At 58.7% G+C, this 24,642-nt stretch carries 28 protein-coding genes; 23 read left to right on the top strand and 5 right to left on the bottom strand.

All coding sequences use genetic code 11. From position 1 onward, the window contains the following. Nucleotides 1-36 precede the first annotated feature (36 nt). The 4 genes from OS242_RS05275 (at nt 37) to OS242_RS05260 (ending at nt 5,641) form a co-directional block, all read left to right on the top strand. Nucleotides 37-660 (top strand): TVP38/TMEM64 family protein, encoded by a 624-nt coding sequence (locus OS242_RS05275; protein WP_267150609.1) that lies wholly within the window; start codon nt 37-39, stop codon nt 658-660. A gap of 125 nt (nt 661-785) precedes the next feature. Next, the gene (locus OS242_RS05270; RefSeq protein ID WP_267150608.1) at nt 786-3,515 is read left to right on the top strand and encodes an AAA family ATPase; all 2,730 of its coding nucleotides are present in this window, start codon (nt 786-788) and stop codon (nt 3,513-3,515) included. 79 nt (nt 3,516-3,594) lie between these two features. Continuing rightward, a complete protein-coding gene (locus OS242_RS05265; RefSeq protein WP_267150607.1) occupies nt 3,595-4,452 on the top strand; it encodes a GNAT family N-acetyltransferase in 858 nt (285 codons plus the stop codon). A 109-nt stretch (nt 4,453-4,561) separates the two neighbouring features. Then, nucleotides 4,562-5,641, top strand: a complete 1,080-nt coding sequence (locus OS242_RS05260) for a M42 family metallopeptidase (RefSeq protein WP_267150606.1) — start codon at nt 4,562-4,564, stop codon at nt 5,639-5,641. A 69-nt stretch (nt 5,642-5,710) separates the two neighbouring features. On the opposite strand, the gene OS242_RS05255 is transcribed toward OS242_RS05260, so the two are convergent. Beyond that, nucleotides 5,711-6,319: a TetR/AcrR family transcriptional regulator gene (locus tag OS242_RS05255; protein WP_267150605.1), complete on the bottom strand. Its 609-nt coding sequence runs from the start codon at nt 6,317-6,319 to the stop codon at nt 5,711-5,713. A gap of 91 nt (nt 6,320-6,410) precedes the next feature. On the opposite strand from OS242_RS05255, the gene OS242_RS05250 reads away from it, so the two are divergent. From OS242_RS05250 to OS242_RS05240, 3 genes are all read left to right on the top strand, one after another. After that, nucleotides 6,411-7,292: a GNAT family N-acetyltransferase gene (locus OS242_RS05250; RefSeq protein WP_267150604.1), complete on the top strand. Its 882-nt coding sequence runs from the start codon at nt 6,411-6,413 to the stop codon at nt 7,290-7,292. A 124-nt stretch (nt 7,293-7,416) separates the two neighbouring features. Further along, nucleotides 7,417-8,121, top strand: coding sequence for a pirin family protein (locus tag OS242_RS05245; RefSeq protein ID WP_267150603.1), 705 nt, complete (start codon nt 7,417-7,419; stop codon nt 8,119-8,121). Nucleotides 8,122-8,150: 29 nt separating this feature from the next. Continuing rightward, complete coding sequence (locus OS242_RS05240) at nt 8,151-8,789, top strand: FMN-dependent NADH-azoreductase (RefSeq protein ID WP_267150602.1); 639 nt, start codon at nt 8,151-8,153, stop codon at nt 8,787-8,789. Between the two features lie 45 nt (nt 8,790-8,834). Here the strand turns inward: OS242_RS05240 and OS242_RS05235 are convergent, their stop codons facing one another. Then, entirely contained in the window at nt 8,835-9,971 is a 1,137-nt protein-coding gene (locus tag OS242_RS05235) for a glycerate kinase (RefSeq protein ID WP_267150601.1), read from the bottom strand. 98 nt (nt 9,972-10,069) lie between these two features. Here OS242_RS05235 and OS242_RS05230 point away from each other — a divergent pair, with 98 nt between their 5' ends. After that, a complete protein-coding gene (locus OS242_RS05230; protein ID WP_267150600.1) occupies nt 10,070-10,690 on the top strand; it encodes a class I SAM-dependent methyltransferase in 621 nt (206 codons plus the stop codon). 73 nt (nt 10,691-10,763) lie between these two features. On the opposite strand, the gene OS242_RS05225 is transcribed toward OS242_RS05230, so the two are convergent. Further along, complete coding sequence (locus OS242_RS05225) at nt 10,764-11,375, bottom strand: hypothetical protein (RefSeq protein WP_267150599.1); 612 nt, start codon at nt 11,373-11,375, stop codon at nt 10,764-10,766. A 179-nt stretch (nt 11,376-11,554) separates the two neighbouring features. Between OS242_RS05225 and OS242_RS05220 the strand changes: the two genes are divergently transcribed. From OS242_RS05220 to arsC, 6 genes are all read left to right on the top strand, one after another. Then, nucleotides 11,555-11,683 carry a hypothetical protein gene (locus OS242_RS05220; RefSeq protein ID WP_267150598.1) on the top strand — a complete coding sequence of 43 codons (129 nt, stop codon included), beginning with the start codon at nt 11,555-11,557 and terminating at the stop codon, nt 11,681-11,683. A gap of 111 nt (nt 11,684-11,794) precedes the next feature. Next, nucleotides 11,795-12,292: a hypothetical protein gene (locus tag OS242_RS05215; RefSeq protein ID WP_267150597.1), complete on the top strand. Its 498-nt coding sequence runs from the start codon at nt 11,795-11,797 to the stop codon at nt 12,290-12,292. Nucleotides 12,293-12,488: 196 nt separating this feature from the next. Further along, nucleotides 12,489-12,710 carry a hypothetical protein gene (locus OS242_RS05210; RefSeq protein ID WP_267150596.1) on the top strand — a complete coding sequence of 74 codons (222 nt, stop codon included), beginning with the start codon at nt 12,489-12,491 and terminating at the stop codon, nt 12,708-12,710. A gap of 2 nt (nt 12,711-12,712) precedes the next feature. Continuing rightward, a complete protein-coding gene (locus OS242_RS05205; protein ID WP_267150595.1) occupies nt 12,713-13,573 on the top strand; it encodes a cation diffusion facilitator family transporter in 861 nt (286 codons plus the stop codon). A 111-nt stretch (nt 13,574-13,684) separates the two neighbouring features. Then, nucleotides 13,685-14,140 carry an ArsI/CadI family heavy metal resistance metalloenzyme gene (locus OS242_RS05200; protein WP_267150594.1) on the top strand — a complete coding sequence of 152 codons (456 nt, stop codon included), beginning with the start codon at nt 13,685-13,687 and terminating at the stop codon, nt 14,138-14,140. Nucleotides 14,141-14,202: 62 nt separating this feature from the next. Further along, on the top strand, nt 14,203-14,619 hold the full coding sequence (gene arsC / locus OS242_RS05195) for an arsenate reductase (thioredoxin) (protein ID WP_267150593.1): 417 nt from the start codon (nt 14,203-14,205) through the stop codon (nt 14,617-14,619). Between the two features lie 55 nt (nt 14,620-14,674). Here arsC and OS242_RS05190 read toward each other — a convergent pair whose 3' ends face one another. Next, on the bottom strand, nt 14,675-15,556 hold the full coding sequence (locus OS242_RS05190; protein ID WP_267150592.1) for an SDR family oxidoreductase: 882 nt from the start codon (nt 15,554-15,556) through the stop codon (nt 14,675-14,677). Between the two features lie 104 nt (nt 15,557-15,660). On the opposite strand from OS242_RS05190, the gene OS242_RS05185 reads away from it, so the two are divergent. The 9 genes from OS242_RS05185 to OS242_RS05145 all read left to right on the top strand — a co-directional run bounded on the left by OS242_RS05185 (nt 15,661) and on the right by OS242_RS05145 (nt 23,548). After that, the gene (locus tag OS242_RS05185; RefSeq protein WP_267150591.1) at nt 15,661-16,401 is read left to right on the top strand and encodes an ABC transporter ATP-binding protein; all 741 of its coding nucleotides are present in this window, start codon (nt 15,661-15,663) and stop codon (nt 16,399-16,401) included. Continuing rightward, entirely contained in the window at nt 16,398-17,204 is an 807-nt protein-coding gene (locus OS242_RS05180) for an ABC transporter permease subunit (protein ID WP_267150590.1), read from the top strand. Before OS242_RS05185 ends, OS242_RS05180 begins: the two co-directional genes overlap by 4 nt. Next, nucleotides 17,197-17,964 carry an ABC transporter permease gene (locus OS242_RS05175; RefSeq protein WP_267150589.1) on the top strand — a complete coding sequence of 256 codons (768 nt, stop codon included), beginning with the start codon at nt 17,197-17,199 and terminating at the stop codon, nt 17,962-17,964. The genes OS242_RS05180 and OS242_RS05175 overlap by 8 nt, the downstream gene beginning before the upstream one ends. 14 nt (nt 17,965-17,978) lie before the next feature. Further along, complete coding sequence (locus tag OS242_RS05170) at nt 17,979-18,683, top strand: response regulator transcription factor (protein ID WP_267150588.1); 705 nt, start codon at nt 17,979-17,981, stop codon at nt 18,681-18,683. Nucleotides 18,684-18,687: 4 nt separating this feature from the next. Beyond that, a complete protein-coding gene (locus OS242_RS05165; protein WP_267150587.1) occupies nt 18,688-20,127 on the top strand; it encodes a sensor histidine kinase in 1,440 nt (479 codons plus the stop codon). Nucleotides 20,128-20,224: 97 nt separating this feature from the next. Then, nucleotides 20,225-20,602, top strand: a complete 378-nt coding sequence (locus OS242_RS05160; RefSeq protein WP_267150586.1) for a VOC family protein — start codon at nt 20,225-20,227, stop codon at nt 20,600-20,602. 55 nt (nt 20,603-20,657) lie between these two features. Beyond that, the gene (locus tag OS242_RS05155; RefSeq protein WP_407702094.1) at nt 20,658-21,341 is read left to right on the top strand and encodes an MOSC domain-containing protein; all 684 of its coding nucleotides are present in this window, start codon (nt 20,658-20,660) and stop codon (nt 21,339-21,341) included. Nucleotides 21,342-21,374: 33 nt separating this feature from the next. Then, complete coding sequence (locus tag OS242_RS05150) at nt 21,375-22,181, top strand: dienelactone hydrolase family protein (RefSeq protein WP_267150584.1); 807 nt, start codon at nt 21,375-21,377, stop codon at nt 22,179-22,181. Between the two features lie 347 nt (nt 22,182-22,528). Continuing rightward, nucleotides 22,529-23,548, top strand: coding sequence for a thiaminase II/PqqC family protein (locus tag OS242_RS05145; protein WP_267150583.1), 1,020 nt, complete (start codon nt 22,529-22,531; stop codon nt 23,546-23,548). Between the two features lie 20 nt (nt 23,549-23,568). On the opposite strand, the gene OS242_RS05140 is transcribed toward OS242_RS05145, so the two are convergent. Next, complete coding sequence (locus tag OS242_RS05140) at nt 23,569-24,621, bottom strand: hypothetical protein (RefSeq protein WP_267150582.1); 1,053 nt, start codon at nt 24,619-24,621, stop codon at nt 23,569-23,571. Nucleotides 24,622-24,642: the final 21 nt, after the last annotated feature.

The raw sequence follows: 24,642 nt of genomic DNA, 5'->3' as shown, positions 1-24,642 counted from the left end.
GAGTCTGTCCTTTCTAGAGAAACGGAGCGGTGGATGATGAAAAAGTTTCTGACGGCAGCGTTGATGATCGCGATCATCGCGCTCGGTTATTGGCAAAAAGACCAGTTCATCGCCTTGATCGAAGCGGGCGGGATGGTTTCGGTGCTCGTTTCGATCCTGTTTGTGGCGATTTTGGTGTTCTTCCCGATCATGCCGTTCTTCCTCGTGGCCGGGATCATCGGCGGCGTGTTCGGCACGTGGCAAGGCTCGCTGATCTCGCTGACCGGCGCGGTCGTCGGGGCCTTGATCATGTTCGGCATGGCGCGGTTCGGTTTTCGCGAGTGGATCCAAGGGTACATTCAAAAGTACCCGAAGGCGAAAGAATACGAAGGGTATTTTGAGCAGAACGCCTTTTTGAGCATTTTGTTCTTCCGGGTCGTCCCGGTGATCCCGTCACCGTTGATCAACATCTTGTCCGGGATCAGCAAGGTGTCGTGGTTCACGTTCTTCGCCGCTACCTTGATCGGGAAAATCCCGTCGATCCTCGTGTTCACCTTTGCAGGCAGTCAGTTTGGCGAGAGCAAGATGACATCGGTGATCACGTTCGGTGTGTATATGGTCGCGATCTTTATCGCGGTGTTTGTGTTTTTGAGAAAGCAGGAGTTGAAGAAGCAGCAGTAGGGTGTGGAGAGGAAGCCTTCGTCCTTTGGACGGGGGCTTTTTTCATTGCCTGCAATCCCGCACAGGCTCTAGCCCAGCGCATACGATATAGCAATTCAATCTTGTGTGCGAAGGAGGGGTAGTCGGTGCAACCTGTGAAGATCGCGTTGGACGCGAGACAGTGGATGACGGTGCTGCGCGAGGTGGCGCAGGCGGCGGGCAGACCGCTGGTGTTGCGGGTGGATGCGGAAGCCGGGACGGTAAGTGTCAGGGATGAGGAGGAGGAGAGCGGGTACCGGGTGACGCTGACGGGAAAGGCGGTCGGCCAGCCAGGGCCTGCGGTGTGCTGTGCGGTGTCCGCTGAGAAGTTGATGCCGATGGTCAAGGCGTTCTCGAAGGCCGAGGGGAACCTGCTGCTCGTGGTGAGTCGGGTGACGATGCTGTTTAAGCATGGGAAAAAGCAGGTGCTCCTCCCCAATCGCGTGGTCGAGGAGCCCGCTCCGTTCGGTGCGGTCCACACGCTCGGCGGCAGTCCGGCGTTTGACCCGGAGCTCGCGGTTCGATTTGCTGTCCATGATCCGGTGCGGGTGGCGGCGGCGTTGCGGCAGGAGGCAGAGTGGACGTTGAAGGTGGAGGTCGGGCAAGGGCTGGTGCGGATCGGGTCGGCGGAGTTTGCGACGGCGACGCGGCGGACAGGAGTGTTGCTGTGGCCGCGGGAGGCGTTTTGCCGCCGGTTGCAACAGTTTCCGGCGGGCTGCCGGGTCAACGTGGAGGTGACCGGTCAAGCGGGGGTGCAGTTGTCTTCCTCAAGTGACGGAATCGTGCGGGAGGCGTTTGTGAAGCCGTTCCCGGCCACGTCGCTGTATCTGAGCAAGGCGTTGCCTGCGCCAAAGGAGAAAGCTCACGACCCGGCTCCCTCGGCGTGGACGAACGGCGAGCGGCGGATCGAGAAAGGGGATGTCCGGCTCGACGGAATGCGGCGACCGCCCCGTGACACAGAGGATCGCCATGGCGGGGAGGATGCGGCGGCCTGGAAGCAACAGCCGTATCGGATCGGGGAAAAGGATGCGACCGTTCCGACGGGAAAAGGTCACGAGCACAGCAACGGGCAGGGAGACGGTCAGGGAAGCAGTCAAGGAAGCGGTCGAGGAAGCAGTCAAGGTCTAGAGCACCGTCATGGTGTGGGGGACGGTCTTGGATTTGGTCGGTCTATCGCGGAGGAGACTTCAGAGGAAGCCCCGAACGCGACTGCGCTGGAGCGGTTGGAGGAACTGCCGGGACTCGCGCAGGTGAAAAAGCAGATCCGGGACATCGCGCAGTTCGCCTGCTTTGAAAAGGAACGGCTGCAGGTGCTCGGGGTGGAACAACCGATGCCGACGATGCACATGGCGTTTCTCGGCAACCCCGGCACGGGCAAGACGATGGTGGCGCGGATGATCGGGAAGATCTTCAAGGAGATGGGACTGATCACGAAAGGCCATGTCGTCGAGGTCGACCGGCAGATGCTGGTCGGTGCCTATATGGGGCACACGGAGGCCAATCTGAGCAAATATGTGAAGCGGGCACTCGGCGGGATCTTGTTTATCGACGAAGCGTACACGCTCTATAAGAAGGACTCCGGCAAAGACTTCGGATTGACGGCGATCAACGGGCTGGTCAAGTCGATGGAAGATCACCGGGATCGTCTGATCGTGATCGTCGCCGGATACCGGCGACCGATGGAGGAGTTTTTCGGATACAATCCAGGACTTCGGGAGCGGATTCCGTTTCATTTGGATTTCCCCGACTATGACGAGGGGGAACTGGCGACCATCGCGTCGTATCTGGCGGCCAAAGATCACTACGAGCTGACCGACGGGGCGAAGGCAGCTCTGCTGCGGCGGGTGTTGCGCACGAAAATCGATGAGACGTTCGGCAATGCGCGGACGGTGCGCAATCTGCTCGACAAAGCCAAGATCGCCCATGCGGTGCGACTCGCCGATCTCCCCGCACAGGAGCGGGAGTCGGAAGCGTATACGAGGCTGACGGCCAATGACTTTCCACCGGAGGACAGCGCAGATGCGGATACGTTGGAAGGCGTGCTGGCCGAACTGGATGGGCTGGTCGGGCTCGGGGATGTGAAGCAGCTCGTCCGGCAGATGGTCGATGTGTTGCGCTTGGAGAAATTGCGGTTTGAGCACGGGTTGGAAAATCAGCCGCTGACGTTCCACATGGCGTTCACCGGCAACCCCGGCACGGGCAAGACGACGGTGGCGCGGCTGATCGGGCGGCTGTTGCGGGTGTTGGACTATTTGCCGAAGGGGCAGTTTGTCGAGGCGTCCCGCAAGGATCTGATCGCCGGGTATGTGGGGCAGACGACGCTTCGGACGGCCGACAAAATCAAAGAAGCACTCGGCGGCGTGCTGTTTGTCGATGAGGCGTATGCGCTGGCCCGTCGCGGTCAAGAGGGGTTTGGAGCGGAGGCGCTGGCGACGCTGATCAAGGAGATGGAGGACAAAAAGGGACTGATCACGGTGATCTTGGCCGGGTACACGAAGGAGATGGAGGGGCTGTTTCAAGTCAATCCGGGACTTCGCAGCCGGGTGCGGTTTCACCTGCATTTCCCGGATTACTCGGCCACCGATCTCGTGGAGATCGTGAAGCGAAAGGCAGCCGCCGAACGGTATACGATCACGGCGGCTGCGGAGGAAAAGCTGTGGCGGTTGTTTTTGCAAGCGAGTGTGGGCGCAGGCGCGGACTTTGGCAACGGACGGCTGGCGGAGCAGGTGCTGGAACGGGCCAAGATCCGGCTGTCGGCGAAGATCGGGCAGATGGAGAGCGTGGGCCGGGAAGAGCTGATGACGCTGACAGATGAGGAATTTGAGTGGGAGAGTTGAGCAGTTGACGCGTGTGGGAGGTTCGACTACGATCAAATGAGATTGTAGTCGAATTTCTTTTTTAAGAGGAGGTAAAAAAATGATCCGCGAATTGCGGAACGAGGAGATCCCGGCGCTGGTGGCGATGATCGGGCGCGGGGTGATCATGGCGGAAGAGGAGATCAAGGGGAAGCTGGAAGGAGCCAAACAAGCGTTGGTGTATGAGGACGAAGGCGTGGTCAAAGGGGTGGCGACGCTGGAGGTCGGACGGCCGACGGACGACGTGTTGTGCGTGATCGGGATCTATGTGGACGAGCCTTCACGCAGGCAAGGGATCGGGAGTCAACTTTGGACGGCGATGCAAGCGGCGTATCGGCCGCTCGATCCGGGACGGGTGTTTGCGATGGCGAGGCAGGACGGGCGATACGCGAATGATTTTTATGAGAAGCGCGGGCTCGGCCGGTGGTTTGACGAGTACAAGATGCGCTATGACGGCGAGATGTTTCCGGAACCGGCTCTGACGGTGCGGGAGTACGGAGAGGAGGACGGAGACCTGTATATGCGGCATTGGAGCGAGGCGTTTGCGTGGCTTCGGACGGAGATCGACGCGCGTCCTCACCGGTTGGCCGATGCGTCAAAGGAGCGGCTCGACAAGGAGCATGCGTCTCGCCTTGAAGATGCGGAAAATATTTATCTGTTTTTTGACGAAGGACGATTTGTCGGGTCAGCTTTGGTGGAAAATGAATTTGAGATCAACAGTGTGTTTGTGTGCGCGGACGAGCAGGGGCGCGGCTACGGCAAGCAGATCGTCCAGTACACGGTCAACCGGATGATCGAGCGCGGCATCTCCCCGGTGCATCTCGGGGTGGTCGATGTGAACGAGTCGGCCCGGCGGTTGTATGAAAGTCTGGGGTTTGTGTATGTGCAGACGATGGGGTTTGCGAAGGTGGATCGGTGATCGCGATTTTACGTGTTGAAGAAATTGGAATTGTATGACATAATCGGAATATAAAAGACCAACTGGTCAGTTTTCTGCGGGATTTGAATCCGAATGGGGGTTGTAAGGGATGGCTGAGTTGGAAAAGTTGATGCGCGATCTGTCGGAAGCGGACGGTGTGCCCGGTTTTGAGAAGGAAGTGAGGGCGAAGATGGCGGGCTATCTGACGCCGCTGTCTGATGAGATCGTCAAGGATCGCCTCGGCAGCATTCTCGGGAAGAAGACGGGCGATGCGAACGGTCCGCGCGTGTTGGTGGCCGGGCATATGGACGAGGTCGGATTTATGGTCACGTCGATCACGAAAGGCGGTTTCCTGCGGTTTCAGACGCTCGGCGGGTGGTTCTCGCCGGTGATGCAGGCGCACCGTGTCAAGGTGAAGACGCGCAAAGGCGACTATATCGGATTGATCGGAGGAGTGAAGCCGCCGCATCTGTTGACGCCGGCGGAGCGCGAGAAGGTGCTGCCGATTCAGGAGATGTTTATCGACATCGGGGCGGCGAGCAAGGAAGAGGCGGAGGAGATGGGCGTGCGTCCGGGCGATCCGATCGTGCCGGTGGCCGAGTTTCTGACGATGCGCGGCGGTGACCTGTGGGCGGGCAAGGCGCTCGACAACCGCGCAGGCTGCGCGCTCTCGATCGACGTGCTGAAACGGCTGCAAGGGCAGGCGCACCCGAACACGGTATACGCGGGCGCAACGGTGCAGGAGGAGATCGGCCTGCGCGGTGCGACGACCGTCGCCAACCTTGTCCAGCCGGACATCGCGTTTGCGGTGGACGTCGGCCTCGCGGTGGATACGCCTGGATTTGAGCCGGACCGGGTGACGAATCATATCGGCGACGGGCCGCTCTTGTTTATCTTTGACGCGACGATGGTGCCGCACGTCGGCCTGCGCGATCTGGTGCTCGACACGGCGGAGGAGCTCGGCATCCCGGTGCAGTATGAGTCTCTGCCGGGCGGCGGCACCGATGCGGGCCGCTTCCACATCAACGGGATCGGCTGTCCGTCGATGGTGATCGGGTTTGCCACCCGCTACATCCACACGCATACGGCGGTGATGGCGCGCCGCGACTTTGAACTGGCGTCGCAGTTGCTGGCAGCCGTGATTCAAAAACTGGATGCAAAAACGGTGGAAGGGCTGTTCGAAGCGTAACGAAAACGAAAGAAAGGTTGGTGACCCATGCGGCACCAACCTTTTTTCAAAAGAGAATCGTCCGACGATTCAGTTTTTCAGATAACGCAGGAGCATGTCTTCCATCTCCGCCATCGCGGTCTCGAACGGGTGGTTTTTGGAGATCAGGTAGAGGTGCAGGTTGACCCCGTCGCGCAGGGCGAGGAGCAGGGAAGAGGCGGCCGCGACGTCGAGGTCCGGGCGAAACTCGCCGCTCGCTTTGCCTTCGAGCAGGATCTCTTGGTAGAGGTCGATGAACGTGCCGTATTGGCGCTCGATCATCGCTTCGAGCTCCGGTTGCCGGGATGCGTACAGCCAGAACTCGACGTGCACGAGCCCCCAGCGGCGGCGGTCCGGGTCGATCGGCAGAGAGCGCAGTCGGCCGAGCAGATGGCGCAGTTTGGATGTGGCGTCGGGGCAGGCGTGGAAATGGGCGCGGATATCAAGGAAAAAATTGTCGTTGCGGCTCTCTAAGATGGTGAGGAAGATTTCTTCCTTGCTTTTGAAATAGTTGTAGATCGCGCCTTTGCTGACTTTGGCGTGACGCACGATGTCGTCGATGGTGGTGGCCTCGTACCCTCTGTTTGCAAAGCAGTACAGGGCAGCGTCGAGCAGTGCGGCTCGCTTTTCCTCTTTGTAGGCGTCAGATACTTTTGGCATGGATGTGTCCGTTCCTCCATTTCGTTTACGTTTTAAGAGTAACCGATATCGAGGGATTTTGCACGATAAATGAACGAGGAGGGGTATGGGTATGATCACGGTGCGCAAGATGACGGAGTGCTCGTTTACAGATGCGTTGACGGCGTGGAACAACGGTTTTATCGGCTACAAGCATCAGATGGAGTTTACGATGGAGATGTTTGTGGGGCGGATGGGGCAGGAGGGGATGTCGCCGAACGGGTCGGTGCTGGCGTACGACGGCGAGGTGCCGGTCGGGATCATCTGCAGCGGGATCCGCGAGATCGGCGGGAAAAAGGTGGCGTGGAACGGCGGCACAGGCGTCGCGCCGGACTACCGGCAGCGGGGCGTCGGGCGGCAGATGATGCTGGCGTTGATGGACTTGTATCGTGAGGAAGGCGTACAGGTGGCGACGCTGGAGGCGCTGTCCGACAATGTGCCGGCGATCCGGCTGTATAAGTCGCTCGGGTATCGCGTGACCGACCACCTTCATTTTTTGCAACGCGAGGGAGCGTTCGACGGGGAGCCGTTTGCGGCGGGGAGCTACCGGGCCGAGCGACGCCTGCCGCAGGAAGCGGTGCAGGTGCCGTTTTATGAAGTATTGTCTTCTTGGCAGACGGAGGCGGGGTCTGTCAAATATGGCGGCGAAGCGGTGTTTTTGTATGACGGCGAGGCGGTCGTCGGCTATGCGCTGTACCGGCGGACGATTGACCCGGCGGGCATGCACACCGCGACCCATCTGTTTCAATGCGCAGCCGAACCGGGGCGGGAGGATGGCGAGGCGATCTTGGAAGCGTTGCTCGGGCAGGTGTATGCGCCGCACGACGGTGCGTTTTTGCGCCGGACGTTCAATCTGACGTCGAAGGACCCGCGTGTGATTCGTCTGTTGGAGCGGGCCGGGTTTGCGGCGAACGGCGGGCAGGTGTTGATGGAATGTTTTCCGCATGTCACTTGACAAAAGTAAGTGACATTGCGTACTATACAATCAAGAGGTAAGTCGCTTACTTTTTGTTACTATAGAGATTGAGAAAGAAAGTTGCACCGATCGTACAGACTAGAGGAGTCGAGGTGAAACAGACATGATCAAAGTGATCAAAGCGGAAGACCGCTATACGGCCCATCATGAGTGGCTGACCGCTCGCTTTTCGTTCTCGTTTGCGGAGTATTATGATCCGTCCAACTTGAACTTTGGCGTGCATCGCGTGCTCAACGACGACATCATCGCACCGGGCACGGGGTTTGGGATGCACCCGCATCGCGACATGGAGATCGTGACCTATGTGATCGAAGGGGCTCTCGAGCACAAAGACAGCATGGGCAACGTCGGCGTGGTTCGCGCCGGGGAGATCCAGACGATGACGGCGGGCACCGGGGTGTATCACTCCGAGTACAATCATTCGCAGGACGAAGAGGTACATTCGCTTCAGCTGTGGTTCCTGCCCGATCAGAAAGGGTTGACGCCCGGTTATGCGCAAAAGCAGTTTTCCAAAGGAGATCAGAGGAACGCGCTGCTGAAAGTGGTGGCGCCCGATGGAGCGGACGGAGCGTTGCCGATTCACTCGGATGTCACGATCTATTTCTCCGATCTGGATGCAGGGCAGGGTGTTACGCACCGTCAAGCGGCGGGGCGCAAGATGCATCTGTTTATGATCGCCGGCGAGTTGACCTTGAACGGCGAGCAACAAATGAAGACGGGCGATGCGGCCCGGATCACCGATGTGGAAGAGATAAGCGTTCGCGCTCTCGAATCGGGAGCGGAATTTATGTTGATTGATCTGGTATGACCACACGATAACTGAGAGGATGATTTGAAATGACGAAAGTACTGTACATCCATGCCAATCCGAAGCCGGAAGACCAATCGTTCAGCAAATCGGTCGCACGCGAGTTCCTGAACGAGTACAAAGCGAAGAACGCCAACGCGGAGATCACCGAGCTCGACCTGTACAGCATCGACCTGCCGTACATCGACGCGGAAGTGTTTGCAGGCTGGGGCAAGCTGGCTGGCGGCGCGGAGTTTGCCTCGCTCAGCGACAGCGAAAAAGCGAAAGTCGGGCGTCTGGGCGAACTGGCGGATCAATTCGTTTCTCACGACCTGTTTGTCTGGGCGACTCCGATGTGGAACTTCTCCTTCCCGCCGCTGGTGAAGGCGTACATCGACTCGATCTGCGTGGCGGGCAAGACGTTCAAATACACCGCGGAAGGCCCGGTCGGTCTGCTGGCCGGCAAAACGGCCGTTCACATCCAAGCACGCGGCGGCGTGTACTCGGAAGGCCCGGCTGCTGACGTTGAGTTTGGCGACCGCTACCTGCGTGCGGTAAACGCGTTCGTCGGCATCACCGACTACCACTCGGTGGCGATCGAAGGTCATGCAGCGTTCCCGGATCAAGCGGACGCAATCAAGCAAAAGGCGATGGCACAGGCGAAAGACCTGGCAGCGAGCCTGAAGTAAGTTTCGTGAAGGAGAAAGAGCCACGACAGCGATGTCGTGGCTTTTTTATTTGGGAATACCGGTAAAGAGGCGCAGGATCTGTTCGGTGCGGTCGGCGGCCCAAGGGGCGGTGAGGCGGATGGCGGTGTCGAGGTCGCAGGGGCCGGGTGCGAGGGGGAAGGCAGCAAGGAGGCCGAGGGCGTCGAGGTCGGCGGCGGTGAGGTCGAGGGAGCCGCAGAGGGCGACGACGGGGACGTGCCGGGTGGCGGCACGACGGCAGACGCCGGATATGGTTTTGCCCATCAGGGTCTGGGCGTCGAGGCGGCCTTCGCCAGTGAGGACGAGGTCGGCTCCCTGGAGGGCGCGGTCGAAGCGCGCGGCGTCGAGGAGCACGTCGATGCCCGATTCGAGCCGGGCCGGGAAGAAGGCGAGGAGGGCCGCGCCGACTCCGCCTGCCGCACCGCCGCCTGGAAGTGCGGAGATGTCGAGGCCGATGTGAAGTTGGACGACACGGGCGTAGTGAGTGAGGGCGGCATCGAGTTCGGCGGTGACGGCGAGGGTGGCACCTTTTTGCAGGCCGAAGATGTGGGACGCACCGTTTGCTCCGAGGAGCGGGTTGGTGACGTCGCTGGCGATGCGGAAACGGGACATGGCGACGCGGGGGTCGAAGCCTGTGGTGTCGAGGCTGGCGAGACGGTGAAGTGCTGCGCCTCCGTCCGGGAGCGGGCGGCCGTCAGCATCGAGGAAGAGCATGCCAAGGGCGCGCAGCAGGCCGGTGCCTCCGTCGTTGGTGGCACTGCCGCCCAGTCCGATGAGGAAGTCGCGGTGACCGGCGTCGAGAGCGTGGCGGATCAGTTCGCCCGTGCCGTGCGTGGTGGTGAGGCGCGGGTCGCGGCGTTCAGGCGGGACGAGCGGGAGCCCGGATGCTTGGGCGAGTTCGATGACGGCGGTGCCGGTGCCGCCGAGAACGCCGTAGGAAGCGGAGACAGGGTCGCCGAGCGGGCCGCGCACGGTATGGGTGACGGTACGGCCGCCGGTGGCGAGGATCAGGCTGTCGAGCGTGCCTTCGCCGCCGTCGGCCAGCGGAATCTCGACGATCTCCGCATCCGGGACAACGCGCAGAACACCGAGACGCACCGCGGCACTGATGTCGCGGGCGGAGAGCGAACCTTTGAACGAGTCGGGTGCGATCAGGATTTTCATGGGGGTTATCACCTTTGGTTGAAAATGGTATTCTGATTCAGACATACATGTGAGTGTGAGAACTTGGAAGATTTCTTTCTAAAGAGGGGAGATCCTGGATGAAAAACCGAACCAATCGCGCGAAATATAAATATCTTTCTCTGTTATATGATCTGTTGATGGGCAATCGCATGTTTTTGATTGCACGAAAAAGAGGGATCAACCTGTTACAGATACAGCCTGACGAACGTCTCTTGTTAGTGGGGGTGGGTACGGGAGCGGACTTGCCTTTGCTGCCTGCGGACGCTCATGTGACAGGGGTTGACCTATCACCGGAAATGTTGGCGAAGGCGGCTGCGAAAGCAAACGGTCCTCGGGTACAGTTGATGGAGATGAATGCAGAGAAATTGGAGTTTCCTGATCAACATTTTGATACGGTGGTCTTAAGCTTGATTCTCAGCGTCGTTGAAACGCCGAGTCAGGCGATGAAAGAAGCGCTTCGAGTGGTGAAAGAGGGAGGGAGTATCCTCGTCTTTGATAAATTTTTGCATGATTCTGTGAGTCCTTCGCTGGGTAGACGGCTGTTGAACAGGATCACATCCTTTATCGGAACTGACATCAACCGACGATTCGAGGAGATCGTGGCAGGGTTGCCTGTTCAAGTTGTGCATGAGGAGTCTTCCCTCTTTAAGGGAAGTTACAGAATCATCGTCTTGCAGAAAGAGGAAGGCCCAAAATGAAGGTCTGTAAGAAAACCTAAAAAAGCCGAGTCATAGGCACTGATCTTCTGGCGCTGCTTTCGAGAATGTCGTTTTATAATTTGTATTTGGCCTTCGCTTGTTCTTTCAGTTGATAAAATGCGTCGAGACCTTGAGCGTGCCCCATGTACTCGACATTCGAATCGAGAAACGCTTCTTTGCTGTCTTCTTGGGGGGCGGCTCTATTGGTGAGATTCAGGTCATATTTTCCCTGATGCATGCCGACAATCACGTATGTGTCATTGAACCGATTTGGAATCAGGAACAATAAGTACTTTCCATTCTCGTTCATCCACGTATAACCTTCGGTGTTCACATAGTAGTCTTTCTTGATATAGCCTTCTTCAAATACAGTGATCGTTTTTTTCTTTTGTACGTCGCCTTTCAGGACTTTTTCGATCTCAACGCTTGATTTGGAAAGGGTAATCCCCGGGCCGCCGTGATCTGCGTCGCGAAAATACAGTTCCCGATCACCCGTATAACGGCCGATTACGACGAGCTCGGCTTCCTCTTCCAGTTCGTCGATCGATTGATACCTTTGATAAGAGGCGCTGGCGGTTGCGATTTTGATATTCGTGTACGTTTCTTCCTGAGCAATACTGTTATAAAAACCGAGTCCACCAAATGCCAAGGCACCGGTGAGTAGCAATGCGTATCGTTTTTTCATTTTCGCTCTCCTTTATCACACAACTTGCATACGGAGCTTCCTGATGTCTCGTGTTCGTCACATTCTAAGGTCGTGAACGCCTTGTCGTCATTATACTGTAAGTCCGTGGTGCTTAAGGTCATTTCTTTTCTCTGTTTTTATTTAAATAAAGAATACGAGCTGCCACTTGTGGAGTACAGGTGGCAGTTCGCGTCTTTGAAACGTTTTTACCCGTTGACGAGGAGGTCGAAGTGTCCGAACGTCTGCAACGTCTCGTCGATGATCTGTTTGCCATGCGCTGCGAGCGCTTCGGGGGTGACCTCGTTTGAACATAGAGGGGTGAATGGTATTTTAAAGTTAAGTGATTCATTTCTTGCAGGGAGGGGGCTGTATTGATACTCTTATCTGTAGAAGATGGAAACAGGAGGGAGGGAGGCATTTTGAATGGACGGATCGCGTTGGGGTTGTCGGTGCTGTTGAATATCGGATTGGGCGTGCTGTTGACGATGGTGATTCGCGAAGAGGCGGATATTAATACTCAAGAACGTCAACAGTATCAAGCGGCTGTATATTTCTTGGACGCGGGTCTGTCGGAGTTGGAAGGCAGGCACGCAGAGGGGGCGGACCGTATGAATCGGCTGAAAGAGGCGGATCGTCATCTGTTGGTCGCTTTGGAGAATTTCAAGGCGGTGGCCCCCTTGCTGTCGGAGCGCAAGATCGACGATGGGAGCGTGCTGAATTTGGTGGGTGATGCCGAGCGCGTGACCAACAAGGTGCTGAGTGATTTGATTTACAACAAGCCGCAGGACCCGAAGGATGAGCAGGTGCTGGCTGAGGTGGCTGACCGATTGGGCAAGGCGGTGGAGTTGTTGCCGCGGCAGGAGTTGCCTGAGCAGAAGCAAGCGGAGGCGGTCAATCAGGCTCTGCGCGGGGAGTAATCGTTTCAAAAGATGGTCGACCTTCGTTCGAGTGGGTATCGGGCGAAGGTCGTTTTATTTGGAGGAAAAAACAGGAAGGATTGACAGCTTGGGGTGATCGGGTAGAATCTAATATATGAGCATGTGTTCATATATTAGATTCTCAATCATGGAGTGATATGGGTGACAGAGCGAGAGAAAGAGCGAAACGATAAATATGATCACGGACACGATCACGGACACGATCACGGACACGATCACGGACACGATCACGGACACGATCACGGACACGATCACGGACACGATCACGGACACGATCACGGACACGATCACGGACACGATCACGGATATGATCACGGATATGATCACGGATATGATCACGGATATGATCACGGCTTCGGCCATCATCACCACGGCTCTGGGAGTCAGAAGTCGCTGACGGTGGCTCTGGTGGTGACGAGCGGGATCATGGTGGCGGAGATCGTCGGGGGGATTGTGACGAACAGTTTGGCGCTGTTGTCCGATGCGGCGCATATGTTCAGCGACGTGGCCGCTCTGGCGTTGAGTTTGGTGGCGCTTTGGTTGACGAAGCGGCCCGCGACGATGCAGCGGACGTTTGGCTATTATCGGGCCGAGGTGCTCGCCGCTCTGCTTAACGGGCTGACGCTGACCCTCGTGTCGCTGTATATCTTCTGGGAAGCTTTGCATCGCTTTCTCCAACCGCAAGAGGTCGAGACCGGGTGGATGCTCGTCGTCGCCGGCATCGGCCTGACCGCCAACCTCTTCTCCGCATGGGCCCTCATGCGCGGCGGCGACCATCACCACAACCTGAACGTGCGCGGCGCGCTGCTCCACGTCATCGGAGACGCGCTCGGCTCGGTCGGTGCGATCCTCGCCGGGGTGATCATGATGTTCACCGGCTGGTACTACGCCGACCCGATCATCTCCATCCTCATCGGCCTGCTCGTCCTGATCAGTTCCTGGCGTCTTATCAAAGAGACGGTCACCGTCCTGCTCGAAGTCGCCCCCGCCCGCGTCGATATGGCGAGACTGCGCCGATCAATGCTCTCTGTTCCGGGAGTCAAGGACGTACATGATCTCCACGTGTGGATGATCTCATCCGGATTTATCTGCATGAGCGGCCATGTCGCCGTGACAGAAGGCACCGACCACTACAAGACCCTGTGCACGCTGGAACGCCTGTTGCGGGAAGAATTCGACCTGACGCACACCACGATTCAAGTGGAAGCGGCAGACATGCACCCGGACAGCGGGATCTGCACTCGTATAGCGGAAATTTAGGAAGGGAAGCCTGACTCGTAGGATCATGCGAGTCAGGTTTTTCGTTTACTTGACAGAGTACATAAGAATATCGTTATATGTATATATAACAACAAGGGAGCGATCACACACATGCGCATGCACGTTTCGGTGAAGGTAGCAGACCTCGAGAGCAATTTGACCTTTTACAAAGCCTTTTTCGGAGCGGAACCGACGAAAGTAAAAGCGAACTATGCCAAGTTTGAGCTGAGCGAACCGCCGCTGCATTTTTCGATGGTCACGCGCTCCAAGGGCGAAGGCCGCGGCGTGCTGGATCACTTCGGGATTCAGGTGGACGGCACGGAGGCGGTGCTGGCAGCACGGGAGCGGCTGAAAGCGGCCGGACTGACGCCTGTCGATGAGATGGGGACGACGTGCTGCTATGCGGTGTCGGACAAGGTGTGGTTTCATGACCCGGAAGGCAACGCATGGGAGATTTTTTACACGAAGGCGGACTCGGAGTTTGAGTCGGCCGAAGACCCGGCGGTGCAGGGGATGTGCTGTGCGCCGGAAGCGCCGATGCTGATCGGGTTGGAAGAGTTGAAATAAGTAAGCAAGGTTTTCGATGGGGTTGCGGCGAATTTACAAAAGAAAGAGAGGGAGGGTATACGATGAAGAAAAAAATCTATTTTCTCTGCACCGGCAACTCGTGCCGCAGTCAGATCGCGGAAGGGTTTGGCAAGGAGATCCTCGGCGAGAACTATGAGGTGTACAGCGCAGGACTGGAAGCGCACGGATTAAATCCGAACGCGGTCAAGGCGATGGCGGAGAAGGGGATCGATATCACGGGGCAGACGTCCGATGTGATCGACCCGGCCCTGCTGAACTCGGTCGACTACGTGGTGACGCTCTGCGGCCACGCAGACGAGCACTGCCCGATCACGCCGCCGCACGTCACGCGCTGGCACTGGGGCTTCGACGACCCGGCGAAGGCGACCGGCACCGAAGAGGAGAAATGGGCGGTATTCCAACGCGTGCGCGATCAGATCGAGTCGCGGATCAAGGAGTTTGCAGAGAAGGGCGAGTAAGTTCTTTCAAACATCACGAAAAAACCACGGTGCAGATGACCGTGGTTTTTTTGCGTTACCCGTTGACGATCTCGCCGCCGTTGACGTGCAGGACTTGGCCGGTCATGTACGTCGAGTCGGCAGCGGCGAGGTAGACGTAGGCCGGGGCGACTTCGGACGGTTGACCGGCGCGTTTCATCGGGGTGGTGGTGCCAAACTGGGCGACCTGTTCCGCGGTGAAGGTCGACGGGATCAGCGGCGTCCAGATCGGACCGGGGGCGACGGCGTTGACGCGGATGCCCTGCTCGACCAGTTGCAACGCCAGCGAGCGGGTGAAGGTGACGACCGCTCCTTTGGTGGAGGAGTAGTCGAGCAGTTCTTTGTGCCCGTGGTAGGCGGTGACCGACGCGGTGTTGATAACGGCGCTGCCAGGCTTCAGGTGCGGCAGAGCGGCGCGGGTCAGGTAGAAGAAGGAGAAGATGTTGGTGCGGAAGGTGCGCTCGAACTGCTCGGACGTGATGTCGGCGATGCTTTTTTGCGGGTGCTGTTCGGCGGCGTTGTTGACGAGGATGTCAAGGCGGCCGAACGTCTGCAACGTCTCGTCGATGATCTGTTTGCAATGCGCTTCCTGCCCGATGTCCCCGCGCAAAAGCAGGCAGTCGCGGCCTTCCGCTTCGACGAGGCGTTGCGTTTCGGCGGCATCGTCGTCTTCGCACAGGTAGGCGATGGCGACGTCGGCGCCTTCTTTGGCGTAGAGCACGGCGACGGCGCGGCCGATGCCGGAGTCGCCGCCGGTGATCAGCGCGACTTTGTCGGTCAGTTTGCCCGCCGCTTGGTAGCCCGGATGGATCGTCTCCGGAAGCGGCTTCATCTCCGACTGGATGCCGGGACGGCGATGTTGCGTCTGCGGCGGCAGCGTCTGTTTCTGCGGCTGAGCCGGATTTTTCTCGGTGGTCATCGTCTGTGTCCTCCCTGTCGTGGAAAAAAGTCTCTTGTTAACATGCCCGCTTTAGAAAGTCTTTAGAAATGCGGTTTAGGATGAAGGCAAGGGAGGGATGCACGATGACAGAATCTGTGCTCGAAGTGATCGGTGTGACCAAGAAGGTGCGCGGCCGCACGCTGGTGGATGATGTGAGTTTTGCGGTGAAAAAAGGGGAGATCTGCGGGTTCCTCGGGCCGAACGGGGCGGGGAAGACGACGTTGATCCGGCTGTTGACCGGGTTGATCGTGCCGACGAGCGGGGAACTGCGGATCGCCGGGGTGAACGTGCAAAAGGAACGAAAGACGGCGTTGGGCAAAATCGGGGCGATGGTGGAGTCGCCGGTGTTTTTCCCGTATCTGTCGGGGCGGAAGAATCTGCTCAATCTGGCGCGGTTGCACCCGGAGTTGAAAGGGAAGCGGGCGAGGGAAGAGCGGGTGAAGGACGTGCTGTCGCTGGTCGGGCTCGCGGGACGCGGAGATGACAAGGTCGGGACGTATTCGCTCGGGATGAAGCAGCGGCTTGGGATCGCGCAGGCGTTGCTGGGGCGGCCGGAGGTGGTGATTTTGGATGAGCCGGCCAACGGTCTCGATCCGCTGGGGATGAGGGAGTTGCGGGAGTTGATTTTGTCGCTCCGGGATCAGTTTGGATTGACGTTTTTTGTGTCGAGCCATCTGCTTGATGAATTGCAGCAGATCTGCTCGCGGCTGGTCGTGATCCGCGAGGGCAAACTGCTCTGGCAGGGCGAGACGCGGGAATTGGTTTTGCGGGCCGGAGCGGACGGACGGCTGGAGGATGCGTTTGTGGAGTTGGTGCGCGGATGAAGGGGCTGTGGATGAGCGAGTGGCTGCGATTGTGGAGCCGAAAGCGGACGTGGGGGATGTTTTTGATGATGCCGGTGTTGGTGTATGCGGCTGCAAGGTATTGCTTGGAGCAAAACGGCGCCTTGTCGCCGGGGATGCCGGAGTATGCGACGGTGTGGAATTTCCCAGTGCTGGCGTTGGCGGAGCACCTGATGACGGTGTTCAATCTGCTCGTCGTCGTTCTGCTCGCTGCGGCTGTGACAGAGGAGGCAAGGTCGGGGCAGTTGAGGTTTTTGCTGCTGCGGGCGGTGACGTTTGCGGAGCTGTTCTGGGCGAAGTGGACGGTGGTGTTGGCGGCGGTGGGGGTGTTTTTGGGGGCTTTTTATCTCGAGTGCTGGGGGATCGGGTGGTGGCTGTTTGAGCGGACGGAGACGGTGGGGTTGTTTTATCGGGAAGGGGCTTTTGCAGGGGGCGAGGCAGTGCGGTACGGATTGGCTTATTACGGCCTCGCCGGGCTGACGGTGGTCGCGATGGCGAGCGTGATGCTGTTGCTGGCTGTGATGGCGCAGACGGCGACGGCGGCGGTCGGGATGGGGATCGGATGGTTGCTGCTGTCGTTTGGCTGGCCGGTGGCCGCGAGGATGTTTGGGGCGCAGGTGCAATCCCTGTCGATAACGCACATTCAGCATCAGGGGATTGCGGCGATGTTGGCAGACGGGCGGCCGATGATGAGGTGGAATCTCGGGGTGATGGTCTGTTATGTGGCGGTGTGTTTGACGGTGGGTTATCTGTGGTTTGTGAAGAGGAGGGGTCTGGATGTTTGAGTTGTTTGTGAGCGAGTGGGAACGGATGTGGGCCAGAAAGAAGACGGTGGTGACGCTCGTTTTATTTGCAGCCGTGAGTGTGCTCGCGGCGATGTGGTTGAGCCGGTTTGGGGTGGGATTTGTGAATGCGGGGACGGAGGTGCGGCTCGATGCGTGGAATTTCCCCGCGTTTTTGTTGAAGGAGACGTCGTTTGTGCTGATGCTGGTGGCGGCACCGATGTTGTTTGTCGATGCGCTTGCCGGAGAGCGGGTGCAGGGGGCGTATCGGATGGTTTTGCTGCGGCCGCATGGGCGCGGGGCGCTGTTGCTCGCGAAATGGGTGGCGTTGGCTGTGTGGGTTGCGATGTTGCTCGCGGTGGTGTTGGCGGTCGGAGTGATCGCGGGGCAGACGTGGCTCGGCGATGGCGGGGCACTGACGGAGCGGGCTGCTGCAGCGAGTGCGGCAGGGTTGGCGTCGTTTGGCGATGTGCTGGCGTACTACGGGGTGTTTTATCTGATCGCGGTGGCGGCGATGGGACTGTGCACGCTGATCTGCCTGCTCGTGCCGAGCACGGTGCTGGCCTATGCCGGACTGGTCGGGAGCTATGTCGGGATGCTGTATGTGTCGGAGCATCTGCGCTTTTTCCTGCTGGGCGGGGAGGCGGTGTTTCAGGTGCTGTCGGGAAACGGGGCCGGGGTGTTCGCGATGGCGCTCGGCTCGGTGATGGTGTTGTCGTTTGGGGCATCGTGGGTGATGTGGAAAAAGCGGGAATTGTGTTAAGGTGATTGGAAAGAGTGAAAGCGGGTGACAGTGCGGTGCGAGAGACGATTTTGATCGCGGATGATGAGGAAGAGATCGTGAGTTTGATTGCCGATGCGCTGGAGGACGAAGGGTATCAGGTCTGGACGGCGTTCGACGGCGAGCAGGCGGTCGCGATGGCGGAGAGGCAGCCGGATCTGATCGTGCTCGATGTGATGATGCCGGGGAAGGACGGGTATGAGGTCTGCCAGGCGATTCGCGAGCGGGTGGCGTGTCCGATTTTATTTTTGAGCGCGCGCCAGAGTGAGACCGACCGGGTGAAGGGGCTGGCCTTGGGCGGGGATGACTATATCGGCAAGCCGTTTTCGCTGGTCGAGCTCAAGGCGCGGATCGCAGCCCATCTGCGGCGGGAAAAGCGCGGGCAGGGAGCGGAGCGGACGGTGCTGCGCTACGGCGGATTGGAGATCGATGTGCAAGGTCATGCGGTGCGGTTGCAGGGTCGGGAGGTGGTGCTGACGGCGAGGGAGTTTGCCATCGTCGAGCTGTTGGCGTTGCATCCAGGGCAGGTGTTTTCGAAGGAGGATATCTATGACCGCGTCTGGGGGTTGGATGCGGTCGGGGATGCGAGCACAGTGACGGAGCATGTGAAAAAGATCCGGGCCAAACTCGGCGCGGTCGATCCGGCCGCCGCTTTTGTGGCGACGGTGTGGGGTGTCGGGTACAGATGGGAGCGGGGGTGAGACGATGGGGCGGTTGATGGAGCGGTGGAGTTTGAAAAATCAACTGGGTGCGACGTTTTTGCTGATCCTCGTTCTGAGCGTGCTTTGTTCGGCGGTGACGTACGTCGTCGGATATTTGTGGTGGACGCATGGCGGGGATCGGGTGGTGCGGCCGGCAAATTTTTATGAAAAAAGGATGCCTGCGCTCGCGGAGTATGTAGAGGAGCAGGGTGCGGCGTTGCTCGAAGCGGATGCGCGGGCTGCGTTTGAGGAAAAGGTGCCGTCGCCGGGAATGCGGTATCAGGTGATGGACCGGTCGGCGCGGGTGCGCTACGGAACGCTGGAGGGGCAGCTGGCGGCGAACGGAGCGGAGTTGGCTCGCCTCTTAAATCGGCAGTCGGTATCGGGGCAGACGGTGACAACTGTGTATCCGCTGCTCGATCCGGAGGGGGAGTGGCGCGGCGCGGTGGCGGTGCGCTATGACTTGGAAGTGTCGGTGGCGGACCCGCGCCGCAACTGGTGGGGTGTGATGGTGGCGGTGATCGTGTTGGCGTCGCCGTTTTTGTATGTGCTGATCTTTGCGCTGGGGTTTGCGCGCGGGTTTGGCAGGCGGTTGAATCGGCCGATCCGGGAGTTGGTGCGGGCGGCGGAGCGGATCAGGGAGCGGGACCTCGATTTTTCGCTGGAGTATCGGGCGGAAAATGAGATCGGCGAACTGACGCGGTCGTTTGAAGCGATGCGGGCGGAACTGAAGGAGTCGTTGCTGCGCGAGTGGCGGCTGGAGCAGGAGCGGCGGGAGATGGTCGCGGCGATCGCCCACGATCTGCGGACGCCGCTGACGATCATCCAAGGTCATGCGGAGGGGCTGCTCGGGGGCGGTATGAACAAACCGGAGCGGCTGGAGCGGTATCTGCGGACGATTGAGAGCAACACGCGGCGTGCTGTGGGGCTGATCGAAGAGATGAACGCGGTGTCGGAGATCGACAGGGCGGAGTTTTCGCTGCGGCCGGAAGCGGTTGAGACGAGGGGGTTTTTGGAGGAAAAGGCGCAGGGGTATGCGTGGCTGGCGGAGCAGAAAGGCCGAGTGTTTGCGTTTGAGTATGCCGTGGGGGCGGGTGTCGACGATGTGCTGTGCCTCGATGCGCAGCGAGTGGCGCAGGTGTTGGACAACATCGTCGGCAACGCGCTGCGGTTTACGCCCGAGGGTGGACGGATCGAGATGAGGGCCGAGGTGGAAGCAGGGCGGCTGGCGATCACAGTGCGCGATACGGGAGCGGGATTTGCAGAACGGGATCTGGGTCGCGTCTTCGATAAATTTTATCAAGGCGACCCGTCCCGCTCGCAAGCCAAAGGCCACGCCGGTCTCGGGCTCTATATCGCCAAACGCCTCACCGAGCAACACGGCGGCGAGGTGACCGCGAGCAATCATCCAGAGGGCGGCGCGGTGGTGCGAGTGGTTCTTTGAATTTTCGATAACGACAGAGAGATGTTGCATAACCGAAAGGGCGCTCGGCAGGATACAATCAATAGCAGGAAGAAGTTTACAAAAGGAGGGATCGCATATGTCGTTCGTATTTGCAGGGCTCGACCATGTCCAACTCGCCGCTCCGAAAGGATGCGAAGAAGAGGCACGCCGGTTTTTTGGCGAATTGCTCGGGATGCCGGAGATCGAGAAGCCGGAAAAGCTGAAGGTGCGCGGCGGCTGCTGGTTTGAAGTCGGCGGCGGCCTGCAGCTGCATGTCGGCGTGGAGGCGGAGTTTGCTCCGGCGAAAAAGGCGCATCCGGCATTTCGGGTGCAAGGTGCAGCCGCGCTGCGTGAGAAATTGCTCGCTCACGGCATCGAAGTCAAGGATAACGATGAAATCCCCGGCGTGATGCGGTTCTTTCTCGCCGATCCGTGGGGAAATCGCGTGGAAATCATCGACGTGGCAAGGAATTGACGGACATGTCCCGAATTGACATTATAAATAGATCTATCAATGTCAAGGAGGGAATATCATGTCTCAATCAATCGAGGTCGTTTCGCTGAATGTCGGACGGCCGCAGATGGTGGAATATCGCGGGATGAGGATCAAGACCGGGATCTTCAAGCAGCCGGTCGACGGCCCCGTCTATCTGGCGAAGACCAATCTGGAAGGCGACGGTCAGGCGGACCTGATCCATCACGGCGGCGAAAACAAAGCGGTGATGGTCTATTCCTACGACCACTACCCCTACTGGGCGGAACAGATCGGCCGGGAGATGCCGATCTCCGCTTTCGGTGAAAATCTGACGGTGCGCGGCATGCTGGAGCATGAGGTGTGCATCGGCGACGTGTACCGGCTGGGCGAGGCGGTGGTTCAGGTCTGTCAGCCGCGAGTGCCTTGTTTTAAAGTCGAGGTGCGGCTCGGTGATCCGACGGTGCTGCCGAAGGTCGCCCGGACGGGGTACACCGGCTTTTATCTGCGCGTGCTGGAAGAAGGGATGATCGGCGAAGACCGCCGGTTTGAACGGCTGGAGCGGGCGGAAGAAGGCGTGTCGGTGGCGATGATCAACCGGTCGTTGTATCACGAGTACACCAATCTGGAACTGTTGGAAGAGGTGCTCTCCGCCAAAGCGTTGGCTTCCGAGTGGCGGGTACTGGCGGAGGAACGGCGGGATAAACTGCGCCGGGTCTACGCGGAGAAAGGGAAGTTGTAGGTTTACTTTTACAGAGGAGAGGGGTACATACCGATGACGTTGCGCAAAGAATGGGTGCATGTGACGGAAGGCGAGCAGGAGGTCTATCTCTACACGGTGCGTCAGGAGGCGGCCCAGACGCCGCTGCCGACGGTGGTGGTGATTCAGGAGATCTTTGGCGTGGATGATCACATTCAGGATGTGGCCGACCGGTTTGCACAGGCGGGGTACAACGTGATCGCGCCGGTTCTGTATGCGGAGAACGGCGCACTCCCGGAGGTGTACAAACAGGAGCGGGTCGATCTGATCAAAGGCTTCCTCGACCGCATCCCGGCGACTTCCCTGCATGACCGCGAACTGCTGGGGCAATTGCTGGCGAAGGAATCGAAGGAACTGCAAGAGACGTTTGCCGCTGTCTTTGCCATCGCCGAGCGGGCTCCTTTGTATATCAACAAGCTGCACGCGGCGCTGGCGTATGCGCAGACGGCCGACGTGTCGGCCGGACAGCGGATCGCGACGATCGGATACTGCATGGGCGGGGCGCTGTCGGCGCAGATGGCGTGCCGGTCGGATGCGCTCTCGGGCGCGGTGATCTATTATGGCATGCTGCCGCGCCGTGAACTGATCGCAGGGGTCGGCTGCCCGGTGCTCGGGGTGTTCGGCAGCGAGGACAAAGGCATCAACGCGTTGCTCCCGGAGTTCCGGGAAGCGATGGAAGCGGAGGGCAAGCAGTTGACCACGCTGATGTACGAAGGGGCGCATCACGGGTTCTTCAACGATACGCGCAATTTCTACAACGTGGACGCCGCGCGCGATGCGTGGGTGCAGACGTTGACGTTTATGCGCGAGGTGTTGGCGTAAACAGGACGTATAAAAAGGAAAGAAGCACCCGATTTAGAAACGGGTGCTTCTTTCAATTTAGGCAATTTTATGAACGGCTACATTTTTTTGAAAAAATTCAGCCAAATCTATTGACAGTGAATTTTTTCCAAAGTAAGATTAATTTGAGTTACCTATTAACGTTCAAGGAGGTGTGACAGCATGCAACTGAAAGTGACGATCAAGAAGATCGGTGAATCTTCCGCTCTGTCTTCTTCCACCGCAGCTCTGATCGCTTGCGCATAATCGCCAAGTGATCGCCCTCGATCACCTGGCTGTCCGGTCAGGTGATCGATCTATTTACCAGGAGATCGAGGAGGAGTCACTCATTGAGCACACTGTCCACCGCGAAAGGCTATTTGGGAAAACCGCGTCTGCGTCACTGCACGTTTGTGATCCGCAACGATAAAGAAAGCATTTTTCTGGTGTTTGGCAAAGACTATTTTGAAATCGGCAAGGATGTGGGCGACCCGCGCAAGTTTATGGAGCTGAAACGCTACATGGACGGCCGTCACACGATCCCGCAGATCGCCGAACACACCGGTGTCAACGAGGAGAGCGTGCGCGACATCGTCGCGATGATGGACGAGATGGGGATGTTCCGCGAAGAACTGCCGCTCGACCGGATTAAAAAAGAGGACTTCCTCCGCGCGATCGACGACACGGCGGTGATGTGGTCCCGTCAGATCGGGTATCATCAGCTGTTCGCGGGTCTGGAGCGCAACGAGTATCCGAAGGAAGTGTTCCACGGGCTACTGCTGGAGACCTACCAGTATGTGAAGTCGGCGACCCGTCATATCTCCAATGCGCTGGCTCATTGCCGGGACGAGCATCATGAGAAGATCCTGACCGACTACTTCCTCGATGAGTACAACCATACCGATCTGATCTTGCAGACGCTGGAGAACGTGGGCATCCCGCGCGAGGTGGCACAGACGGCCAACCCGCTGGTCGGGACGACGGCGTTGATCCAGATGCTGTGCGAGATCGGGCGTCAGAGCTCGCTGGCGTATATCGCTTGCACGTCGCTGTTTGAGGCGCGTCAGGAGGACTACGCGACGGCGCAGGCGTCGTTTGAGAAGATCTCGGGCAACTTTGGCCACATTCCGGATACGATTGAGCCGATTCTGCAACATATGCGCGGCGATATCGAAGGCGGGCATCAGAGCCTGATCGAGCGGGCGTTGGAGCATGTGGAGTATATCGAAGCGAAAGAAGCGCATTTTGTGATCAACTGTGTGCATGATCTGAAGCATGCGTTCGATCTGTATCATGACAATATCATCTCGTATTACAACGATCCGGCGTCGTATATTCCGCGTTTGTATGTGGATTATTTCTCGCTGTAAGAAAGAAAAGGTCAACCCGGCTAGGAAGCGGGTTGACCATTTTTTGATTTCGAGGCGTTGTAGGCGATGAACATCGAGAGGGCGGCGAGGATCGCGCCGGCGAGGTAGGGGCTCTCCGGAGAGACGGTGAAGATCAATAGGCCCCAGACGGCGACGCCGAAGACGTGGCCGAACCCTTCAGTGATGCTCAACTCGCGGTCGACGACGTCTGCCGGACGCGGCACGAGGCGATGGAGCATGAAGACGGTGCCGCCGCCAAGTCCCGTCATGAACCACCAGAAGAGGAGCGGAGACAGAGCCTCGGCATAGTACAGGCCGATGAGGGACAGAGCACCGATGAAGTGGCCGATGATGAAGGCGGGCCAACTCGGACGGAGCCATTTTTCATAGGCGTTGTACGCGGCCCAGCCAACGTAGAAGACGAGGCCCATGCTCCACATCGGCAGGTCGCTCCAGGCGGCGAAGGAGATCGGAATCGAGTAGCAGTAGATGAAATAGTGGGCGTGGTGGACGCCCATCGTCCAGTAGACGCGTTTGTTCTCCGGCAGGGTGAACCAATGAAGGCGCGGGGCTTCGTTCGTTTTGATGTGCTTGATGTGGAGCAGGCACAGGGCGAAGGTGGCGACGACAAAGATCTCGAAGACGACCGGATGAAACAAGGGTGCGAGGATGAAGCCGAGCGCCCGCGAGCTGAGCTTGACGCTGCGGGCGGAGTAGGCGGACAGCTCGACGCGGATCTTCATCATGGCGAGGCCGAAGACGAAGTAGAGGACGGAGAGGTCGGGCATCGTCGCGGAGAGGATCGCCGAGCCTGCTGCGAGGACGATCCACAGCGGGGCCGGACCGCCGTCGAACAGCTCGTGGGCCAGTTCCCCGAGTTTGAAGCAGAGCAGGTTCAGGAACAGGGCGAGCAGGGTGATATGGCCAAGCCACGCGAACTGGATGACCATGTGGAGCTGGACGTAGAAGAAGAGCAATGTGACGAGAAAGTAGAGTACGTCCATTTGTAAAAGACGGTTGGGACTGGCGCCAAAACGATAGGTGCTTTTCGCGGCGGTGTTGGGAGTGCTCATGCTGTAGAGGATCGCTCCTTT

Origin of the sequence: Tumebacillus lacus, assembly GCF_026410385.1 — a bacterium.
Lineage (GTDB): Bacteria > Bacillota > Bacilli > Tumebacillales > Tumebacillaceae > Tumebacillus > Tumebacillus lacus.
The sequence above is the reverse complement of the archived record's forward strand: the minus strand, read 5'-3'. Positions and strand labels throughout refer to the sequence as shown.

What these genes read in the sequence shown, in the direction of transcription:
- OS242_RS05275 (WP_267150609.1), top strand. Translation starts at nt 37, where the DNA reads ATGAAAAAGTTTCTGACGGCAGCGTTGATGATCGCGATCATCGCGCTC.
- OS242_RS05265 (WP_267150607.1), top strand. Translation starts at nt 3,595, where the DNA reads ATGATCCGCGAATTGCGGAACGAGGAGATCCCGGCGCTGGTGGCGATG.
- OS242_RS05260 (WP_267150606.1), top strand. Translation starts at nt 4,562, where the DNA reads ATGGCTGAGTTGGAAAAGTTGATGCGCGATCTGTCGGAAGCGGACGGT.
- OS242_RS05255 (WP_267150605.1), bottom strand. Translation starts at nt 6,319, where the DNA reads ATGCCAAAAGTATCTGACGCCTACAAAGAGGAAAAGCGAGCCGCACTG.
- OS242_RS05250 (WP_267150604.1), top strand. Translation starts at nt 6,411, where the DNA reads ATGATCACGGTGCGCAAGATGACGGAGTGCTCGTTTACAGATGCGTTG.
- OS242_RS05245 (WP_267150603.1), top strand. Translation starts at nt 7,417, where the DNA reads ATGATCAAAGTGATCAAAGCGGAAGACCGCTATACGGCCCATCATGAG.
- OS242_RS05240 (WP_267150602.1), top strand. Translation starts at nt 8,151, where the DNA reads ATGACGAAAGTACTGTACATCCATGCCAATCCGAAGCCGGAAGACCAA.
- OS242_RS05235 (WP_267150601.1), bottom strand. Translation starts at nt 9,971, where the DNA reads ATGAAAATCCTGATCGCACCCGACTCGTTCAAAGGTTCGCTCTCCGCC.
- OS242_RS05230 (WP_267150600.1), top strand. Translation starts at nt 10,070, where the DNA reads ATGAAAAACCGAACCAATCGCGCGAAATATAAATATCTTTCTCTGTTA.
- OS242_RS05225 (WP_267150599.1), bottom strand. Translation starts at nt 11,375, where the DNA reads ATGAAAAAACGATACGCATTGCTACTCACCGGTGCCTTGGCATTTGGT.
- OS242_RS05210 (WP_267150596.1), top strand. Translation starts at nt 12,489, where the DNA reads ATGATCACGGACACGATCACGGACACGATCACGGACACGATCACGGAC.
- OS242_RS05200 (WP_267150594.1), top strand. Translation starts at nt 13,685, where the DNA reads ATGCGCATGCACGTTTCGGTGAAGGTAGCAGACCTCGAGAGCAATTTG.
- arsC (WP_267150593.1), top strand. Translation starts at nt 14,203, where the DNA reads ATGAAGAAAAAAATCTATTTTCTCTGCACCGGCAACTCGTGCCGCAGT.
- OS242_RS05190 (WP_267150592.1), bottom strand. Translation starts at nt 15,556, where the DNA reads ATGACCACCGAGAAAAATCCGGCTCAGCCGCAGAAACAGACGCTGCCG.
- OS242_RS05185 (WP_267150591.1), top strand. Translation starts at nt 15,661, where the DNA reads ATGACAGAATCTGTGCTCGAAGTGATCGGTGTGACCAAGAAGGTGCGC.
- OS242_RS05180 (WP_267150590.1), top strand. Translation starts at nt 16,398, where the DNA reads ATGAAGGGGCTGTGGATGAGCGAGTGGCTGCGATTGTGGAGCCGAAAG.
- OS242_RS05175 (WP_267150589.1), top strand. Translation starts at nt 17,197, where the DNA reads ATGTTTGAGTTGTTTGTGAGCGAGTGGGAACGGATGTGGGCCAGAAAG.
- OS242_RS05165 (WP_267150587.1), top strand. Translation starts at nt 18,688, where the DNA reads ATGGGGCGGTTGATGGAGCGGTGGAGTTTGAAAAATCAACTGGGTGCG.
- OS242_RS05160 (WP_267150586.1), top strand. Translation starts at nt 20,225, where the DNA reads ATGTCGTTCGTATTTGCAGGGCTCGACCATGTCCAACTCGCCGCTCCG.
- OS242_RS05150 (WP_267150584.1), top strand. Translation starts at nt 21,375, where the DNA reads ATGACGTTGCGCAAAGAATGGGTGCATGTGACGGAAGGCGAGCAGGAG.
- OS242_RS05140 (WP_267150582.1), bottom strand. Translation starts at nt 24,621, where the DNA reads ATGAGCACTCCCAACACCGCCGCGAAAAGCACCTATCGTTTTGGCGCC.